We start from the raw sequence: 16885 nt of genomic DNA on the forward strand, positions 1-16885 counted from the left end.
ATGAAAAACAATCATTTTTGTTTAAAAAATGGTTTATGTGTTTTGTTTAAACAGGCAATATTGAAGCTGTTTAGAAAGTCCCCGAACGGTCATGCAGCGCGCAGCGAAGCATGACCGGTTGAGTACCTTTTGTGACTTTCTAAACAACTCCATTGGTTGGGAAAGGGCGAATGCAGGTGGCCTGCGCTGTTGAAGCCCTACACTTCGTCGTCATAGAACATCTTCAGGGCCGCGTACTGGCCCAGCTGGTTGGCCACCAGGTCGGCGGGCGGCAGCTGGCTCAGTTGGGAGTGAAGGCCGGCTTTGGCGTTCTTGCGCACCATGCCGGCCACTTTGAGGATGAGGTAGTTGTACTTGCGGGCGATAACGGCCCAGTTGTAGCGGCGGTTGGCCACGCTCTGCATCTGCTGGCCCAGCTCCAGCCAGGTCACCATGCTGGTTTCTTTGATTTGCTGTATCAGCTCCGCTTTGGTGGCGAAGTAGATGGCCTTGTTCTCGGTGGTGGCCTTGTTGAACGAGGCGTGGAAGGCCAGCACCGGCCGGCCCAGGCTCATGGCCTCCACCAGTGAGGGATTGGTGCCGCCGGCGCTGTGGCCGTGCACGTACACGGCGCAGTTGCTGCGCAGCACGTCGAGCTGCTGCTGGTTGTAGATGGGGTCGAGCAGGTGCAGGTTGGGGTAGGCCCCGTTGCCGAACTCGGCAAAAATGCGCCGGCCGTAGACGCTGTTCTTCCAATTGCCCACGATGACGAAGGTGTAGCTGTGCAGGGCAGCAAAGGCCTCCAGCACCATGCTCACGTTGTTTTCGGGCTCGATGCGGCATACCTTGAAGGCATAGGGCTTGGCCAGAAACGGGTACTGCGCCCGGGCCTCGTCGGTGATGGGCTGCGGGCGGGCGTGGTCGCCGCCGTATTCGATGACGCGGCTTCTCGTGCTGTAGGCGCGGGCCGTGTAGTCCTGAATGGCGTCGTTGTCGGAAATATCGGCGTGCGAGTACTTCACCGCCAGGTTTTCGGACCAGCGCAGAAACCGCTTGGCAAAGGGGCTCCACTTCTCGCGCCGCCACTCGATGCCATCGATGGAAACAATGACTTTCTTGTTGGTGAACCAGCGCACGAAGGGCAGCATCAGCGCCCCCGGCACGCCCAGTACCAGCAGCACATCGGCAAACAGCACGGCGTGCAGAATAGACAGGCAATCGTAGATAATACTCTGCATACCATTGGCTTGCAGGGGTAGGTACACTAGCTTGGCGCCTTCGTAGTGCGAGCGACGCTCGGCCTTGGGGTAGGTTTTGCCGCTGCAATACACCGTGAGGTCGTGCTGCTCGTGCAGGTACTTGACGAGGTAGGCCGTCAGGGTTTCGAAGCCGCCGTAGCAGGCCGGCAGCCCCACGGTGCCGATAATGGCAACTTTCTTGTGCGTGTTGGTGGACATCAGTAAAATTCGAACAGAGGAGGTAGGTAAAAGGACTTGCGATAGAAAAGCGGGGCCGTGCGGCCCCGGTCAGGCCCCGGCCAGCGCGTCCGGGGCCATGGGCACCGGTGTGGGAGCCGGGGCAGTGGCCCCGGGCTGTTCGGCGCGGAACGTGGCGAGCACCTGCCCGGCAAAGCGGCTGGGGGCAAAGCTGGCGGCCCGCTGCCGGGCGGCGGTGGCCATGCGCACGTAGCAGGCGCTGTTGTGGGCCAGCAGCCCCAGGGCCTGCTGCAGGGCCTCCAGGTGCCGGCCATTGATGGCAAAGCCGGTGTGGGTGTGCACGTTCACCTCGGCCACGCCGCCCACGGGCGGCACAATCACGGGCCGGCCGTAACTCATGGCCTCCAGAATGGTCATGCCGAAGGTTTCGACCCATTCATCGGGCCGCGAGAGGTTTAAGACCACGGCGGCGCGCTGGTAGTGCGGGTGCATGTCGTGCGCCGCCGGGAAAAGCGTGAGGTTGTTCGGCACCAAAATCTGGTTCCGGTAGCTGGCCACGGCGGCGGGCGCGGCGTTCAGCACCAGCTCGAACCGCAGCGCGGGCATGGCTCGGGCCAGGGCAACGAATTCGGGAATGCCTTTGTAGTCGCGCAGCGAGCAGGCCATGAGCACCACGAAGGGCTCGGGGCTGCGGTTGGGCAGGGGCGTCTGGCTGGCTTTGGCAACGAAGGCGGGCGCGAGGGCATTGTGCACCACGACCTGCCGGGCCACCGGCAGCGCCAGCGCCGTGCGCACATGCTCCGACACGCACAGCACCTGGTGGGCCGTGTGGGCGGCCACCGCGCACAGCAGCCGCCGTAGCAGCGCGGGCCTCAGCGACACTTCGTGCAGGTGGTACACCACCCGCGCCCCCCGGCAGCGGGCCGCCAGCGCCGCCCCGGCCGGCAGCAGGGTGTTCACATACACGGTGCTGTCGGCGGTGGCCAGCCGCAGCACTTTCCAGAACAGCAGCCACTGCACCAGCCCAAAGTTGAGCAGCGTGCGCCACGCGCTGGCCGACCAGCGGTAGGCCAGCGCGTGGGTGGTCACGCCGGGCAGGTCGCTCAGGAACCCCGGTGCGCCGGGCGTGGCCGTGAGCAGGTCGATGGCATAGCCGGCCTCGGCCAGCACTTCCAGCGACTGGCGCAGCACCAGCGGGCTGCCGCTGCGGTCGTTGAGCAGGTGAACGGCGAGGATGTGGGGCTTTTTCATGCGGCTAGCACTTGTTGGTACACGCTGTGAAGCTGGAGGCCGCGCCGCTCCCAGGTGTGGTGCTGCGCCACGTGGCGGCGGGCCAGGTCGGCCTCGGCGGCTTGCAGCAGGGGGGAGTGGTGCAGGCGCGTGAGCTGGGCGGCAAAGTCCTCCACATTGGCCGCGAAGGAGCGGTAGGGCACTTTGAGGGTGGAGGCAGCCGGGGTAAGCTCGCCGGGGCCGTCGTTCTCGTAGCAGAGCACGGGCACGCCGTAGCTCATGGCCTCGGCCACCACCATGCCGGCCCCCTCGTGCGAGGGAAAAAAGAACACCGACGCCTGCTGGTACAGCGTGAGCAGCTCCTCGCGGGCCAGCCAGGGCCGGATTACCACGCAGTCAGTCAGCTGATTATAGGCGAGCAGCTCTTTCAGGCGGCCTTCTTCTGGGCCGCTGCCGATGAGCAGCAGCCGGGCCTCGGCGCGGGTGGCGGCGGGCAGGGCGTGGTAGAATCTGGCGAAGGCCAGAACCACCATGTCAAAGCCCTTGAGCGGCACCATGCGGGCTGCAATCATGGCCGTGAAGCCGGTTTTGACCGTTGTTCCGGCGTTCAGCTCCCCTGCGGTGGCCGGCAAGTCAATGGCCACCGAGGGCATGATTTCAAAAGCCGAAGCGGGGCGGCCCAGGCGGTGGCCGGCGGTCGAGTTCATGCACAGCACGCGGTGGGCGGTGCGGCGCGTCAGCCACAAAAATGGGTCGAGGTGCCAGAAAAAATGTTTCAGGCTGCCAATGAGGCGGTCTTTGCAGAAGGCCACCGCGCCGTAGCGGGCCAAGTGGCTGGCCGGAATGGGCGGGTGGTGCCCGATGGGGCCCCACACCAGCGGCCGGCCCAGCAGCCAGAGGAAGCTGGGCGTCCAGTCGTTGTGGAAGTTGAGGTTGTGCACCACGTCCACGGCCGGGCGGCGGGCGCGCAGCCACAGCGCCAGGCCCAGCTGCCACATGTAGAAGTAGATTAGCGAGAGCAGCGGGCCTTTTTTCCACCAGCGCGTCCAGGCGGGCAGGTCGAAGTAGAGAAACTCGACGCGGGCGGCCTGGGCGGCCACGGCGGGGTTTTCGGCCAGGTAGCGCACAATGTGCGGGCCGTTGTTGCGGCGCGTCACGGCCACCACTTTCTGGAAGCGGGCGGCCTGGAGGATGAAATTCCAGCCCATGCCGTCTTCCGAGCCTTTGTAGGGATTGACGGCGTAGGCGGTGATTAATACGGTGTTCATGCGAGTGCGTTGATTAATTCTGCGGCGGCGGTTTCGGCTGGTTCGCGGTAGGCGATGATGCGGGCCGGCACGCCCGCTACCACGCAGCCGGCCGGCACCGGGCGCGTGACCACGGCTCCGGCGGCCACCACGCAGCCTGCGCCAATGGTCACACCGTCGAGTACGGTTACTTTGCTGCCAATCCAGCAGTTGGCCCCGATGCTGATGCCCTGGCGCACCACGCCCTGCAGGCGGATGAGCGTGTCGAACTCGGCGTGCCTGTGGTTTTCGGGGTGGCAGCTGAAGTACTGGCCGATGATGCAGTCGTCGTCGATGCTGAGGCCGCCGCCGCCGCCCAGGTAGGCAAACTCGCCGATGCCCACCCGGCTGCCCACCCGGATAAACCGGCCCGGCTCGCTGAGCGAAGTCGAGACAATGACCTGACTGAAAGCGCCGATGCTCACGTTGTCGCCCAGTGTCAGCCCATCAGTACCCAGGCCGCTGAAGCGTACGTTATCGCCCGTTTTCAGGAACTTCCCAAAGCGAATGAGCCCCAGGTACTGAAACCGGACGCCCTGGCCCAGCATGGCCCCGCCCGATGCCCGGCCGCGCAGCCACAGTTGGCTGCCGCGCAGCAGGCTCAGGGCCGTCTGGAAGCCGAAGCCCAGCAGTACGGCGGTGCTCACGCTGGGGTGCAGGGCAAAGTGCGGGTTGCGCCGGCGCACCCATTTTTCGAGGAGAGATTTCATGGTGGCCGCTTAAATTTCCTGCTGGATGTACTGGCCAATCAGGGCCAGCGTGGTGTCTAAATCCTGGTTTTCGATGGGCACATAGCGGGAGTCGCGGTAGCGGGCTCCAAGTTGCCCAAACAGTATTTTGTACTGCTGCGTGAGCTGGGTGATGGTGCTGGCCGAAAGCTCCTGCTTGCGGCGCAGAATCTCCTGCGGGTCGGCGTAGAGAAAGAAGTTGAGCCGGGGCTTATTCACGAGGGCGTAGAGCGCCTGTGTGAGGCGGACGGGCAGGTCGATGTTGCTGCGCCGGCCGTCGTTGATGAAGTCGAAATAATACCGGTCGTAGAGCACGACGTGGCCGCGCCGGGTGTGCCTGAGCCAGATGACGGCCTGGCCAAAAACATAATCGACATAGTAGTAGGCAAAGCGGGCCAGCGAAGAGCCCAGGCCGTAGTTCTGCCCCTGGCGGGGCAGGTTCTGCACGCTGCGCGCCTCGGCACCCTGCTTGCCATACTTCCAGGCGCTGATGATGGGCAGCACCGACGGACGGTGGCGGATGACCACCACGCGCTTGCGCCACTTCTTTTCGAGCCGCTCCTTCACGTGCTCAATCACCGTGGACTTGCCCGCGCCATCGACCCCGCTGAAGGTGATGATGAGGCCGCCCGGCCGCCCAAACTCCACCGCCGTGCTCAGCAGGTAGCGCAGGCCGCGCGCCCAGCGGTGGAGCCGGCGGTTGACCGGGGCCTGGCGCAAGGTGAAGGCCAAATGCTCGGCCTTGGCCGGCACGTACACGCTGGCTTCGGCCAGGCTGTGGAAGGTGAGGCCGTAGGCGGCGGTGAGGTGGGCCAGCAGCGCCGCCTGCTGCCCGGCGGCCAGCTGCTGGAAGTGCCGCAAGTGGTTCAGCGGCAAGTTGCTCTGGTTGAGCCAGTAAAACAGCCAGGTGTACACAAAATCGTCGCGCAGGCTGGGTACGGGCACGCCGGCCACGGCCCGCTCGGCCTGGCTCAGCACAGCCTCGGTATCGAGCAGGCGCAGCTCCATGCGCTCGAGCTGGTGCAGCAAGTCGACGGACAGCAGGGAGCCGTCTAGGAACAAGCAATCGACGGACTGCATGTGCGCGGCCGGCCGCAGCACCGCCGATTGCGCCAGCGGATAATGGCGCAGGAAGTGCACGCCCGCTTCCATATCGGCTTCCTCCAGCAGCAGGTCGAGGTCGGAAGATGGGGCGGGGTAGTAGGCGTTGGCGGCGCGGGGCTTGAGCACCACGCCCGGCCGGGTCAGCAGCTGCACGAAGTCGAGCAGGTCGAAAATGGCCAGCTGGCGGTGCTCCATCGTGGGGGCCAGCTCCAGGGTGAGCAGGGCATTCCAGCCGTTCAGCAGCCAGCTCACCTGCGGGTGCCAGGCCGTTTGGGCGTGGTAGAGCAGCGCTCCGGTTGCCACCTGGTGCAGCAGATACAGCTGCCATGCCACGCCCAGCTCGGCCGCCGGCACCGTGGCAAAGTGCAGCTGGGCCGTGGTCAGCGCCTGTGTCCGGATATCAACCGCCGACCGGTGCGTGGTGAGCAGGGCCTGCTGCACCTCAAAATGGAACAGGTCGTAGAGCAGCGAGGCCTCGGGCAGGGCCAGCTCTAGGTCGTAGATGGCCAGCTTCTCGGGCCCCAGCCAGCAGTTCCAGGGCGTGAAGTCGCCGTGGGCAAAACCGACCGAGATTTCCTGGTTGGGGTCGAGGGTTGCGAGCAGGTGCTGGAGTTTGGTGCGCAAGCCGAAGGGCACCCGCGTTTCGCTCAGCTCCTGCAGCTCGGCTACCTGCCCGGCAATGCTTTCCCAGCAGTTGCTGGCGGCCAGGGGCTGCCGCGTGCCCGTGGTGGCCAGCAGCTCCTGGAGGCAGCTGGCGTGGGCCGGCCCGAAGCGCGTGGCGCGCCGCGCGCCGGGCACCTGCACGCTGCTTTGCAGCAGATGGCCGGGCTCGTAGTCGAGCACCCGGGGCAGGTCGAACCCGGTGAAGCCGCGCTGGTTCAGGTCGAGCAGGGTAGTGGTTTCGGCCTGCACTTTTTCGGCCGCAACGGGGCCCAGCGGCAGCTTGGCAAACACCAGCTGGCCGGGGGCTAATGCGTAGCAGCACACCGCCTTGCGGTTGGGGCCGGGCGTGCCGGTAAACAAGGCGAAATCGGCCCGGGGCCACACCTGCTGGCCGGTTGCCGCAAACCGGCCCGGCAAACGCCGAAAAAACACCCCCTGCAGCCGGCAGAAGAACACCAGCTGCACGAAGGCGCTAAATAGCCGCGCCTTGGGCGACGCCGCATTATACAGCTCTAGGAACAGGGGCTGCCGCAGGGTGGTGGGCCACAGCCAGCGCAGGCTGCCGTCGGGGTTGGGGCAGCCCCGCAGGCGCACCCCGCCAGTGGCTACCGGAGCGTAGCCCAGGCGGGCCAGCAGCGCGGGCAAATCGGCCGGGTTGGTAGTGTGGTCGGAAACGGGTAGCGAATGAGTCATGCCAGCCCCAGGGCGAATGGGGTGCCAAAGAAAATATAATTTTTAAATAATTGAATATTAATGCTTTATTAATGGTGCTCTTGGCCTTATCTCCACCTCGTGGAGTGGCTTTCCAGCATCTGGAGTGGTAGTCTGGCGCGCTTCTTTTGCAACAAAGCAGGATGGGAAAGGCGGGCCTGACGATGGCGGACCTCATGCGATAGCAGATGAGTGCAACAGGGGAGCCCTGAAGCGGGACCAGAAACGCGTGCGTTTCAGACGGCTTTTTTGCGGGTGGGCAGCCTGCTGTTGGCGGCGAGGTGTCGGTGGTGAAATCTGGGGATTATTAATTTTCGAAGCCCGGTTGGAGCGGTGCCTGGTCAACGAGTGTTGCCCCAACCGGGCTTGAGCGTGCTGTCTTCCCGGTTCTGTTATTGATACGTTACCACTCCGTGGCTGCCGGTCAACGGTCTGCCATGTGGGTTTGGTAAGCTGTGCGACCACTACTCGCAGCAAAGCGAGGATGCCAATTGCCCACACTCCAGATGTTGGATGCTTACTCTATAAGGTGGAGTGTTTGCAGGGCTTGTTTATTTATAATTAATTGATTTTGAAATATATATTAAATAAAAATCTTTTGGCACCCCATTAGCTTTGCAGCCGGTAACCCAGGCCCGATGCTTCAGACCGGGGCAGGCGTTGGCTGCCCGCCCCAGGCACTTTCTCTTGGTATATCCCCCTCACTACTACAGCTGAACATGCAAACCCAGGCCCTCTTCCAAACCGCTCCCCCGAACCCTGGTCATCTTATGGCTGCTGAAATAATGCCCCCGGCAGCGCGGCCGCTATATGATTTTTCCGGGCTGGGTAAGCTGGCTAATAACTCCGCGTTTGTGCGGGAAATGCAGTCGATGTTTGTGAACCAGGTGCCCGGGCAGATTGCGCAGCTCAAAGCTACTATCGAAGGTGAGGACTGGGTGACCATTGCCTACCATGCCCACAGCCTGAAATCCACCTTCGGCAACCTGCGCATCGAGCCCAGCACCGGCCTGCTGAAAGAGATGGAGCGCATTGCCTTCCAGCACCGCGACAAGTTGGAGCTGCTAGCCATTCTGCAGGTGGTGGCCACGACGACCGACGTGGTGGTGCGGCTTTTTGAACAGGAGCTGCGCCTGGCGGCCTGACCGTATGAACCAGGAAAACATCATCATGCTGTGCCAGCAGGACTGGGACCTGAAGCTGGGGACCAACGCCCGCAACCTGGCCCGGGAGTTTGCCCGGCACAACAGGGTGCTATACGTAAATATGCCCCTGGATATCAGTGCATTGGTGTTAGGTTTTCGGCGGCCGGCGGTGCGCCAGCGCTTTCGGGTGCTGCTGGGTTGGGCCCAGGGGCTTACTTACGTCGAACCCAACGTGTGGCTGTGCACCCCCGATTGCCTGGTGCTGTCCATCAACTGGCTGACCTCGGCCCGCTTGTTTTCGATGGGGAATAAGCTGAACGCGTGGCTGCTGGCACGTAGCATTCGCAAAGCTGCCCGCACCCTGGGCTTCGATGCGCCCTACCTGTTGCAGGACGGCCTCATCTTCCAGGGCACCGAGTTGAGGCGGCTCCTCAAGCCTCGTAAGTTCATTTATTACCTGCGCGACTACATGGTGACGGTGCCGTATTTCCGGCGGCACGGGCCGGCGGCGGAGGCGCGGCTGTTGCAGCAGGCCGACGTGGTGGCGGCCAACTCGGCCTACCTGACCGACTACGCCCACCAGGCCAACCCGCACAGCTACGACATCGGTCAGGGCTGCGTGCTGGCCCTGTACCAGGCCGAAACCTGGCACGAAGTGCCCGCCGACCTGGCCGCCGTGCCGCTGCCCCGCATCGGCTACACCGGGTTTCTGACCACCGTGCGGCTCGACCTGGAATTGCTGCTGGCCCTGGCCCGCAAGCGCCCCGACTACCACTTGGTGCTGGTGGGCCCCGAGGACGCGGACTTCCGGCAAAGCGCCCTGCACGAGCTGCCCAACGTGCATTTTCTGGGCAATAAAACGCCCGCGCAGCTGCCGGCCTACGTGCAGCATTTCGATGTGTGCATCAATCCGCAGGCCGTGAACGACGTGACCCAGGGCAATTACCCGCTCAAAATTGACGAGTACCTGGCCATGGGCCGGCCCGTGGTGGCCACCCGCACCCGCACCATGGAAGTGTTTGCCGACTACGCCTACCTGGCGGGCAACCAGTACGAATGGCTGGCCCAGCTGGCGCAGGTGCTGGTAGCGCCCGACCCCGGGCGCGCCGCCCGTGGCGTGGCCCTGGCCCAAAGTCATACCTGGGCGGCCAGCGTGGCCAAGCTCTACGCCGCCGTGCGGGCCGTGAGCCCGGCCCCGGCGGCGCTGGTGCCGGCCCTGGCCCCGGCGCGCTAACCAATCTTTCCCCAACGCTTACCACCTCCCCCTACCCCCTTATGCCACGCAAAATACGAGTACTGGAAACCATTCGGCAGGGGCAGATTGGGGGCGGCGAAACGCACGTCCTGGACTTGGTGCATGCCCTGGATAAGTCGCAGTTTGAGCCCGTGGTGCTCTCGTTCACGCCCGGCCCCATGATTGACCGGCTCATGGCCATGGGTGTCAGAACCCACGTCATCCACACCGAGCGGCCCTTCAACGTTGCCACCTGGCGGCGGGTAAAACGGCTGCTGCGCGAGGAGCGGATTGACCTGGTGCACGCACACGGTACGCGGGCGCATTCCAACACCTTTTGGGCCGCTAAGCAGCTGGGCCTGCCCGTTATCTACACGGTGCACGGCTGGTCGTTTCACCTCGACCAGAAGCCGCTGGTCCGCAAAGTCTATCAGCTGGCCGAAAAGCTGCTGATGCGGCAGGCCGGAACCACCATCTGCGTATCGGAAAGCAACCGGCGCGATGGTCTGGAATTCAGCGATATGCGCCACGCCGTGGTCATCAAAAATGGCATCAACCTGCACCGCTTCAACCCCAGCCTGCGTACCTACAACGTGCGCGCCGAGCTGGGCATTGCCGCCGACGTGGTGCTGGTGGGCTACATCGCCCGCATGACGGCGCAGAAGGACCCGTTCACCATGCTGCGGGCCGTGGCAGCCCTGCCGGCGGGCCTCAACGTGAAGTTTTTGCTGGTGGGCAACGGCGACCTGAAGGCCGGGGCGCAGCAGCTGGCCCGGGAGCTGGGCATTGAAGCGAAGGTCATTTTTACCGACTTCCGCCAGGACATTCCCGACGTGCTGCAGGCGCTGGATATCTACTGTTTGCCTTCGCTGTGGGAAGGCCTGCCCATTGGCATTCTGGAGGCGATGGCGATGGGTAAACCAGTTATTGCCAGCACTATTGAGGCCACCAAGGAAATTGTTGAGCACGGCGTGAACGGGCTGCTCGTGCCCGTTAAAGCGCCCGAGCTGCTGGCCGCTGCCATCCAGCGGCTGGTCGCCAGCCAGGAGCTGCGCCGCACGCTGGGCGCGCACGCCTACCAGACCATTCAGGCGGGCTTCACGGCCGAGGCCATGACCCGGCAGGTCGAGCAGCTCTACCACCAGCAGGTGCCGCGCAGCACGGCGGCACCCCGCAAACTGCGCCACCACCCGGTAGCGGAGCTGGCCATCGAATACCAGCAGTAACCCCGGGCGGGCCGGCCAATCCTCGATTTTCTAAAGTTAAATCAGCATGAAAAAAACCTTACTGGTCGTCGACGACGAGCCTACTATCCAACTTATCCTGAAGCGCTACTTTGAGGATGAGTACTTGGTAGTGCCGCAGCCTAACGGCCAGGCCGCAATGCAATGGCTGGACGACGGCAACGACGTGGACGCCATTGTGGCCGACTACGAGATGCCCGTGATGAACGGCCCGGCCTTTATTAAGCGCCTGCGAACCAGTATTTTGCACCGGCACGTTCCCCTCATCATGCTTTCGGGCAAGGAAGAAAGTAGTAGCAAAATCCAGTGCCTGCGCCATGGGGCCGACGACTACATGGTGAAGCCCTTCAACCCCGAAGAGCTGGCCCTGCGCCTGAAAAACATGATGCGCAAGCTCAGCTTTTAAGCCCCGCGACTCATGACCAAGGCCCTAAAAACCGTCGTTTACCTCTCGGCCGATGCTGCGGAAGCGGCTCGCTTTCAGCAGACCTACGCCGACGACCTGGCGGTGCTGCACATCGACAGCGCCGCCCGCATGGTAGCCCTGTGCCAGCAGCCCGAACGCGCTTTTGAGGCCATCATCGACGTCGCGCCCCTCACCTCCCGCCTGGGGCTGGAGCTGATGCGGCTGCTGAAAAAGGAGCTGGCCGTGGCGTGCCCCATTTTCTGGCTGGCCAACGCCGACCTGATTCCGGCCGCCCGGGCACTGCTGCTGGGCATTGCGGAGGTATTGCCCCCGAATATGGCCCGCAAGGAGCTGCTGGCGCGCATTTATTTCGTGAACCGGCCCGCCGCGCCCGAAGCGGCCAGCCAGTATGCCTTCCGCAAAACGCCGGGCAAGCGGGCCTTCGACATAGTGTGCGCCGCCACGGCGCTGGTGCTGCTTTCGCCACTGCTGCTGGTGGTGGCCGCGCTGGTGCGGCTCGAATCGAAGGGCCCGGTGTTTTACTTTTCGTACCGGGTGGGCACGGGTTATAAGGTGTTTAAATTCTGGAAGTTCCGCTCGATGCGCCCGGATGCCGACCAGCTGCTGGCCTCGATGAAAAACCTGAACCAGTACGCTGCGGCCCCGGCTGCGGCCCCGGCTGCGGCCCCGGCTGGGCTGTGCGCGGCCTGCGTGCTTGGCGGCACGGGCCGGTGCCAAAGCCTGCTCTTCAACGACACGGGCACGGCGATTTGCGAGAAGCAGTACTGGCTCGATAAAAAGGTGCAGGGCGGCGCGGCCTTCGTGAAAATTGCCAACGACCCACGCATTACCCGCGTGGGGCATTTCATCCGCAACACCAGCATTGACGAGCTGCCGCAGCTCTGGAACGTGCTGCGCGGCGATATGGCCATTGTGGGCAACCGTCCGCTGCCGCTGTATGAGGCCGAAAAGCTGATGACGGACCAGTTTGCGGCCCGGTTTATTGCGCCGGCGGGCATCACGGGCCTGTGGCAGGTGATGAAGCGCGGCAAGGGCGGCACAATGTCGGAAGACGAGCGTAAAGGCCTTGATAATGAGTATGCCCAGCATCATTCGTTGCGCAAAGACCTGGAGATTCTACTGCGCACCATTCCGGCGCTGTTCCAAAAGGAGAACGTGTGATGAAGGTACTCGTGCTGCTGTTGCTGGGCCTGCTGGGGCTGGTGCTGCCGGGCCTGGGCCAGGCAGCCGCACCACTGCCGGAGGCGTGGCAAGCCACTTTTTTTGAGGCTCCGGCGGTGGCGCTGCCGCTGCTGGTGGCGGCAGCCGTGCAGCACTCGGCCGCGCTCGAAGCCATCAAAACCGACCAGCGCATTACGCACGAAGACCTGCAAATGGCCCGCAAGGCCATTCTGAGCAGTATTATACTCTCAAATAATTTCGGCTACGGCAACATTGCCAGCGTGACCGTGGCCGACCAAAGCCTGCTGCCCAATGTCGGCACCACTTCGTCGCATACGCACTATTCCACGGCCATCAACCTGAACCTGCCGCTGGACCGGCTCCTGAGCCGGCGCAACCAGATAAACCGGCAGCAGCTGCAATGCCAGAAGCTGGAGCACTTGCAGCAGGCCCAGGAAGACGGCCTGCGCCAGTCCATCATTGAGCTGTACCAGACCGTGCTGCTCGACCGCAAAGTGCTGGCCCTGCGCCAGCAGGCCTACTACTCGGCCCAGGTAAACTATCAGCTGGCCGAGAAGCAGTTCAAAGCCGGCGAAATGCTGCTTGGCGAGGTGTCGCAGCTGAATGACCGATACATCAACGCCGCCATCGAGCAGCAAAATGCTCACAGCCGGTACGAAACTGCCTTCATGGTCCTCGAAGAATTCGTCGGCGGCAAAATCTCCGTCCTGATGACCGCCGCCGCTAAATGAGTCCCACCGATATCCTGCGCCTCCTGTTGAAAAACTGGAAACTGCTGCTCGCGGTGCCGTTGGCGCTGGGCGGCTCGCTGTTTTATTTTACCCGCCATGAGGCCAAATCCTACGCTTCGGAAACCACTATTTACACGGGCATTGCCTCGGGCTATTCGCTCACGGGCAACTCGGAAAGCGACTATTTCCGGACCAGCAACGCCTTCGATAACCTGCTCTCGCTGATAAAATCGCGCGAAACCAAGGAGCATGCCGCCTGCTACCTGCTGGCCAGCCACCTGCAATTGAAAGAGCTGGATGCCAATCAATTGAGCTGGGCCTCGCTCTCGCGGATGCGGGCGCTGCTGCCGGCCGCGCTGCGCCGGCAGCTCACCGGCCCCACGCTGGCCGCTACCCAGCGCAACGTGACGGCCTACGCCAGTGCCAACGATACCAACGAGCTGTACCGCCTGCTGAACTCGCACGACCCTGTGTACTCGGTGGAGGCACTGGGCAAGGTGAATGCCACCCGTATCAACAGCAGCGACCTGATAAAGCTGGAGCTGGAAACCGAGGACGCCGCCATTTGCCGGGCCACGCTGGCGCTTACCACGCAGGTATTTCTGGCCGAGTACCGCAGCCTGCGCATGAGCCAGACGGCCGTCGTAATCCGCTATTACGAGGTGGAAGCCGAAAAGGCCCTGAAGCGTTTGAACGATGCGGAAGAGAAATTCCTGGTTTTCAACCGCGACAACAACATCATCAACTATTACGAGCAGACGAAGTACATCGCCGGCGAACGAGAGTACCTGTACTCCGACATCAACAAGATTGAGATGCAGTACGCAGGGGCCCTGGCCGCCCTGGCGGCCGTGGACAAGAAGCTGGCCGGTCGGGGCGCGTCGCTGCTCAGCAGTGCCGAATTGCTGCGCCAGCGCAAGCACCTGGAAAACCTCAATACGGAAATAGCTAACCAGCAGCTGTTTGCCCGGCAGCAGGAAACTGATGCCGCCCCGCGCACTCAGCAATTGCAGGTGCAGGCCGCCGAAACCGTGCTGGCCATCCGCACCACCCTCAACGACCATTATGCCCAGCTCAACTCCGTGGAGGGCATTCCCAGTAAGGGCCTGCTCGATGAATGGGTGAAAAACATGCTGGAAGCCACCGAAAACAAGGCCAAGCTGGAGGTGATGGGCCGCCGCAAGGGCGAGTTTATGGCAGAATATCACAAAATGGCCCCCCTCGGGGCCATGCTCAAGCGCATCGAGCGGGAAATCGACCTGACCCAGAAAACCTATTTCGCCCTGTTCACCAGCCTCAACGACAGCAAGGCCTCGCAGCAAAACAATGAGCTGACCACCAATCTCAAGATTGTGGCGCCGCCTTTTCTGCCCTCGCAGGCCAGGGGCGGCAAGCGCCTGGTGCTGGTGGCGGGCGGGGCGTTTGGCGGCTTTTTCTTCGTGGCGGCCACCCTGCTGGGCATGGGTCTGCTGGATAAATCGCTGCGGATGCCCTCGGTGGCGCAGGCGCAAACCGGCCTGCCGGTGCTGGGCCTGCTCCCGGCGCACCCCATCCACCCCTTCAAAAAAACCAAAAAGCCCGCCAAAGCCCCCAAGCCCCGCGACCACAGCTACGAGCACGCCGCCGCCGAGCACCTGGCCCGGCAAGTGCTGCGCCGGGTGAGCGCCGCGCCCGCCCGGCCCTTTGTGGCCGGCGTGCTGAGCCCGTTGCGCCAAGAGGGTAAAACCACTGTCGTTCAGTCATTGGCCCAAAGCTGCAATGCCGGCGGCCTGCCCACGCTGGCCCTCTACCCCGAAGGCACCGACGCCGGCCCGGCCAACGACTACACCCGCTACTACTCGCCCGCGCAAGCCACCCTGCACCGCTGGAACCTGGCCGAGCTCACCCAGCCCCGCGCCGCCGATGTGCAGCTGGTGCTCATCGAATTCCCGGCCCTGCTCGAAGCCACCTACCCCGTCACCCTGCTCCCGGAATTGAGCCTGGTATTGCTCACCCTCAAAGCCAGCCGCAGCTGGAAACTCACCGACCAGCAAGCCGTGGCCGACCTCCGCGCCGCCACCGCCGCGCCGGTCGAAATCGTGCTCTGCGGCGTGGCCCGCTATGATAGTACAGACTTGGTTATTCCAGCCGCGAAAGTGGCCTGAAAGCAGAATGCGCTGCACAACGGTCAATTAAGCTAGCCTTCCCCAATCCCCCATGAAATCCCTGTCCCTCCCCATATCCTTCAGCCCCGCCCTGGGCAGCCTGCTGCTGCTGCCGGGGGCCGTGCTGCTGGCGTTGGGCACCGGCTGGCTGGCTAGTCGGATGGGTATTATGATACCCGGCCTGCTGGTGGGCCTGCCCATTGCGGTGTTGTGTCTGGCGCTGCTGTTTCAGCATCCGAGGCTGGGCGTGGTGGCTTTCATTGGGTATTGCTTTTTGGTGATGACCATCAACCGGCACCTGAAGGGCGCGCCGTTTGGGCTGGGCATGGATGCTATTCTGGTGCTGGTGTGGCTGGCCGTTATCTTCCACCGCAACCGGGAAGTGGCCGACTGGTCGCGGGTGAACAACGACCTGTGCAAGCTGGGGCTGGCCTGGTTCGTCATCACGGTGCTCGAAATAGTGAACCCCGCCGGGGCCAGCATTCTGGGCTGGTATTATGAGATGCGCGGCACCACGTTCTACTGGTTTTTGAGCGTGCCGCTGGCCATGATGCTGTTTTACCGGGCCAAAGACCTCAAGCTTTTCCTCACGCTGGTCATCTTTTTTTCGGTGGCCGGGGCGCTCTATGGGCTCAAGCAAAAGGCCTTCGGGCCGGATGTGGCCGAGCAGTTCTGGCTCGATTCGGGCGCGGCCAAAACGCACATCCTGTTCGGGGTGCTGCGGGTATTTTCCTACTACAGCGAGGCGGCGCAGTTCGGGGCTTCGCAGGCGCACATCTGCGTGGTGTGCCTGGTGCTGGCGCTGGGCCCGTTCAAGTGGTGGAAGCGGGTGATTTTTGGTCTTGCCAGCGCCCTCTGCCTGGAAGGCATGCTGATTTCGGGTACGCGCGGGGCCATGTTCGTGCTCATCGCGGGCGTGTTTATGTACCTCGTGCTCAGCAAGCAGGTGAAGGTGCTGGTGCTGGGCGGCGCGCTGGCCGTGGGCGCGTTTGGTGTGCTCAAGTATACCACCATCGGCAACGCCAGCCCCAGCGTGGCCCGCATGCGCACCTCTCTCGACCCCAACGACCCCTCGCTGCAAGTGCGCTTGCGCAACCAGGCCCGGCTGCGCGAGTACCTGGGGCCCCGGCCTTTCGGCGGCGGCGTGGGTGTGATTGGCATGTGGGGCGAGAAGTACAACGCCGATAAATACCTTTCCACCATTGCGCCCGACAGCTATTTCGTGAAAGTGTGGGCCATGTACGGCATCGTGGGCTTCCTCATCTGGTTCGGCATGATGCTCTACATCCTGGGCAAAAGCTGCGGCATCGTCTGGCGCATCCGCGACCCGCTGCTGCGGCAAAAGCTGCTGGCCCTCACGGCCGGGTTCATGGGCATTCTGATGGGCAGCTACGGCAACGAAGTCATGAATCAGATGCCCTCGGCCATGATTGTGTACATCGGCTGGGCCTTCGTTTTTCTGGGGCCGGCACTGGATAAGGGATATGCAGAGCGTGATGCTGAACAGCCCGTCATGCAGAGCGCAGCGAAGCATCTCGCGTGCAATGGTGACTCAATTAGTAGAATTAGTGGCAGCACGCGAGATGCTTCGCTGCGCTCTGCATGACGGCTTTTTACCCGACATCACTCCCACTTACTCCC

At 63.2% G+C, this 16885-nt stretch carries 13 protein-coding genes; 8 read left to right on the top strand and 5 right to left on the bottom strand.

The genetic code is table 11. From position 1 onward, the window contains the following. Positions 1-197 precede the first annotated feature (197 nt). The 5 genes from KQ659_RS09965 to KQ659_RS09985 all read right to left on the bottom strand — a co-directional run bounded on the left by KQ659_RS09965 (position 198) and on the right by KQ659_RS09985 (position 7119). Positions 198-1436: a DUF1972 domain-containing protein gene (locus KQ659_RS09965; protein WP_216688924.1), complete on the bottom strand. Its 1239-nt coding sequence runs from the start codon at positions 1434-1436 to the stop codon at positions 198-200. A gap of 69 nt (positions 1437-1505) precedes the next feature. Further along, the gene (locus KQ659_RS09970; RefSeq protein WP_216688923.1) at positions 1506-2666 is read right to left on the bottom strand and encodes a glycosyltransferase family 4 protein; all 1161 of its coding nucleotides are present in this window, start codon (positions 2664-2666) and stop codon (positions 1506-1508) included. Continuing rightward, complete coding sequence (locus KQ659_RS09975) at positions 2663-3913, bottom strand: glycosyltransferase family 4 protein (RefSeq protein WP_216688922.1); 1251 nt, start codon at positions 3911-3913, stop codon at positions 2663-2665. Before KQ659_RS09975 ends, KQ659_RS09970 begins: the two co-directional genes overlap by 4 nt. After that, positions 3910-4641, bottom strand: a complete 732-nt coding sequence (locus KQ659_RS09980; protein WP_216688921.1) for an acyltransferase — start codon at positions 4639-4641, stop codon at positions 3910-3912. Before KQ659_RS09980 ends, KQ659_RS09975 begins: the two co-directional genes overlap by 4 nt. Positions 4642-4650: 9 nt before the next feature. Then, positions 4651-7119: a nucleoside/nucleotide kinase family protein gene (locus KQ659_RS09985; RefSeq protein ID WP_216688920.1), complete on the bottom strand. Its 2469-nt coding sequence runs from the start codon at positions 7117-7119 to the stop codon at positions 4651-4653. Between the two features lie 788 nt (positions 7120-7907). Here KQ659_RS09985 and KQ659_RS09990 point away from each other — a divergent pair. The 8 genes from KQ659_RS09990 to KQ659_RS10025 are packed head-to-tail and all read left to right on the top strand — an operon-like array spanning position 7908 to position 16850. Further along, positions 7908-8282 (top strand): Hpt domain-containing protein, encoded by a 375-nt coding sequence (locus KQ659_RS09990; protein WP_216688919.1) that lies wholly within the window; start codon positions 7908-7910, stop codon positions 8280-8282. A gap of 4 nt (positions 8283-8286) precedes the next feature. Beyond that, positions 8287-9516 (top strand): glycosyltransferase, encoded by a 1230-nt coding sequence (locus KQ659_RS09995; protein ID WP_216688918.1) that lies wholly within the window; start codon positions 8287-8289, stop codon positions 9514-9516. 41 nt (positions 9517-9557) lie between these two features. Next, the gene (locus KQ659_RS10000; protein WP_216688917.1) at positions 9558-10742 is read left to right on the top strand and encodes a glycosyltransferase family 4 protein; all 1185 of its coding nucleotides are present in this window, start codon (positions 9558-9560) and stop codon (positions 10740-10742) included. 46 nt (positions 10743-10788) lie between these two features. After that, entirely contained in the window at positions 10789-11166 is a 378-nt protein-coding gene (locus KQ659_RS10005; RefSeq protein ID WP_216688916.1) for a response regulator transcription factor, read from the top strand. A 12-nt stretch (positions 11167-11178) separates the two neighbouring features. Next, the gene (locus KQ659_RS10010; protein WP_226915572.1) at positions 11179-12348 is read left to right on the top strand and encodes a sugar transferase; all 1170 of its coding nucleotides are present in this window, start codon (positions 11179-11181) and stop codon (positions 12346-12348) included. Continuing rightward, entirely contained in the window at positions 12348-13100 is a 753-nt protein-coding gene (locus tag KQ659_RS10015) for a TolC family protein (protein WP_226915810.1), read from the top strand. The genes KQ659_RS10010 and KQ659_RS10015 overlap by 1 nt, the downstream gene beginning before the upstream one ends. Beyond that, positions 13097-15244 (top strand): GumC domain-containing protein, encoded by a 2148-nt coding sequence (locus KQ659_RS10020; RefSeq protein WP_216688914.1) that lies wholly within the window; start codon positions 13097-13099, stop codon positions 15242-15244. Before KQ659_RS10015 ends, KQ659_RS10020 begins: the two co-directional genes overlap by 4 nt. A 52-nt stretch (positions 15245-15296) precedes the next feature. Then, positions 15297-16850, top strand: a complete 1554-nt coding sequence (locus KQ659_RS10025) for an O-antigen ligase family protein (protein WP_216688913.1) — start codon at positions 15297-15299, stop codon at positions 16848-16850. Positions 16851-16885 lie beyond the last annotated feature (35 nt).

Origin of the sequence: Hymenobacter siberiensis, assembly GCF_018967865.2 — a bacterium.
Taxonomy (GTDB): Bacteria; Bacteroidota; Bacteroidia; order Cytophagales; family Hymenobacteraceae; genus Hymenobacter; species Hymenobacter siberiensis.

What these genes read in the sequence shown, in the direction of transcription:
- KQ659_RS09965 (WP_216688924.1), bottom strand. Translation starts at nt 1,436, where the DNA reads ATGTCCACCAACACGCACAAGAAAGTTGCCATTATCGGCACCGTGGGG.
- KQ659_RS09970 (WP_216688923.1), bottom strand. Translation starts at nt 2,666, where the DNA reads ATGAAAAAGCCCCACATCCTCGCCGTTCACCTGCTCAACGACCGCAGC.
- KQ659_RS09975 (WP_216688922.1), bottom strand. Translation starts at nt 3,913, where the DNA reads ATGAACACCGTATTAATCACCGCCTACGCCGTCAATCCCTACAAAGGC.
- KQ659_RS09980 (WP_216688921.1), bottom strand. Translation starts at nt 4,641, where the DNA reads ATGAAATCTCTCCTCGAAAAATGGGTGCGCCGGCGCAACCCGCACTTT.
- KQ659_RS09985 (WP_216688920.1), bottom strand. Translation starts at nt 7,119, where the DNA reads ATGACTCATTCGCTACCCGTTTCCGACCACACTACCAACCCGGCCGAT.
- KQ659_RS09990 (WP_216688919.1), top strand. Translation starts at nt 7,908, where the DNA reads ATGGCTGCTGAAATAATGCCCCCGGCAGCGCGGCCGCTATATGATTTT.
- KQ659_RS09995 (WP_216688918.1), top strand. Translation starts at nt 8,287, where the DNA reads ATGAACCAGGAAAACATCATCATGCTGTGCCAGCAGGACTGGGACCTG.
- KQ659_RS10000 (WP_216688917.1), top strand. Translation starts at nt 9,558, where the DNA reads ATGCCACGCAAAATACGAGTACTGGAAACCATTCGGCAGGGGCAGATT.
- KQ659_RS10005 (WP_216688916.1), top strand. Translation starts at nt 10,789, where the DNA reads ATGAAAAAAACCTTACTGGTCGTCGACGACGAGCCTACTATCCAACTT.
- KQ659_RS10010 (WP_226915572.1), top strand. Translation starts at nt 11,179, where the DNA reads ATGACCAAGGCCCTAAAAACCGTCGTTTACCTCTCGGCCGATGCTGCG.
- KQ659_RS10015 (WP_226915810.1), top strand. Translation starts at nt 12,348, where the DNA reads ATGAAGGTACTCGTGCTGCTGTTGCTGGGCCTGCTGGGGCTGGTGCTG.
- KQ659_RS10020 (WP_216688914.1), top strand. Translation starts at nt 13,097, where the DNA reads ATGAGTCCCACCGATATCCTGCGCCTCCTGTTGAAAAACTGGAAACTG.
- KQ659_RS10025 (WP_216688913.1), top strand. Translation starts at nt 15,297, where the DNA reads ATGAAATCCCTGTCCCTCCCCATATCCTTCAGCCCCGCCCTGGGCAGC.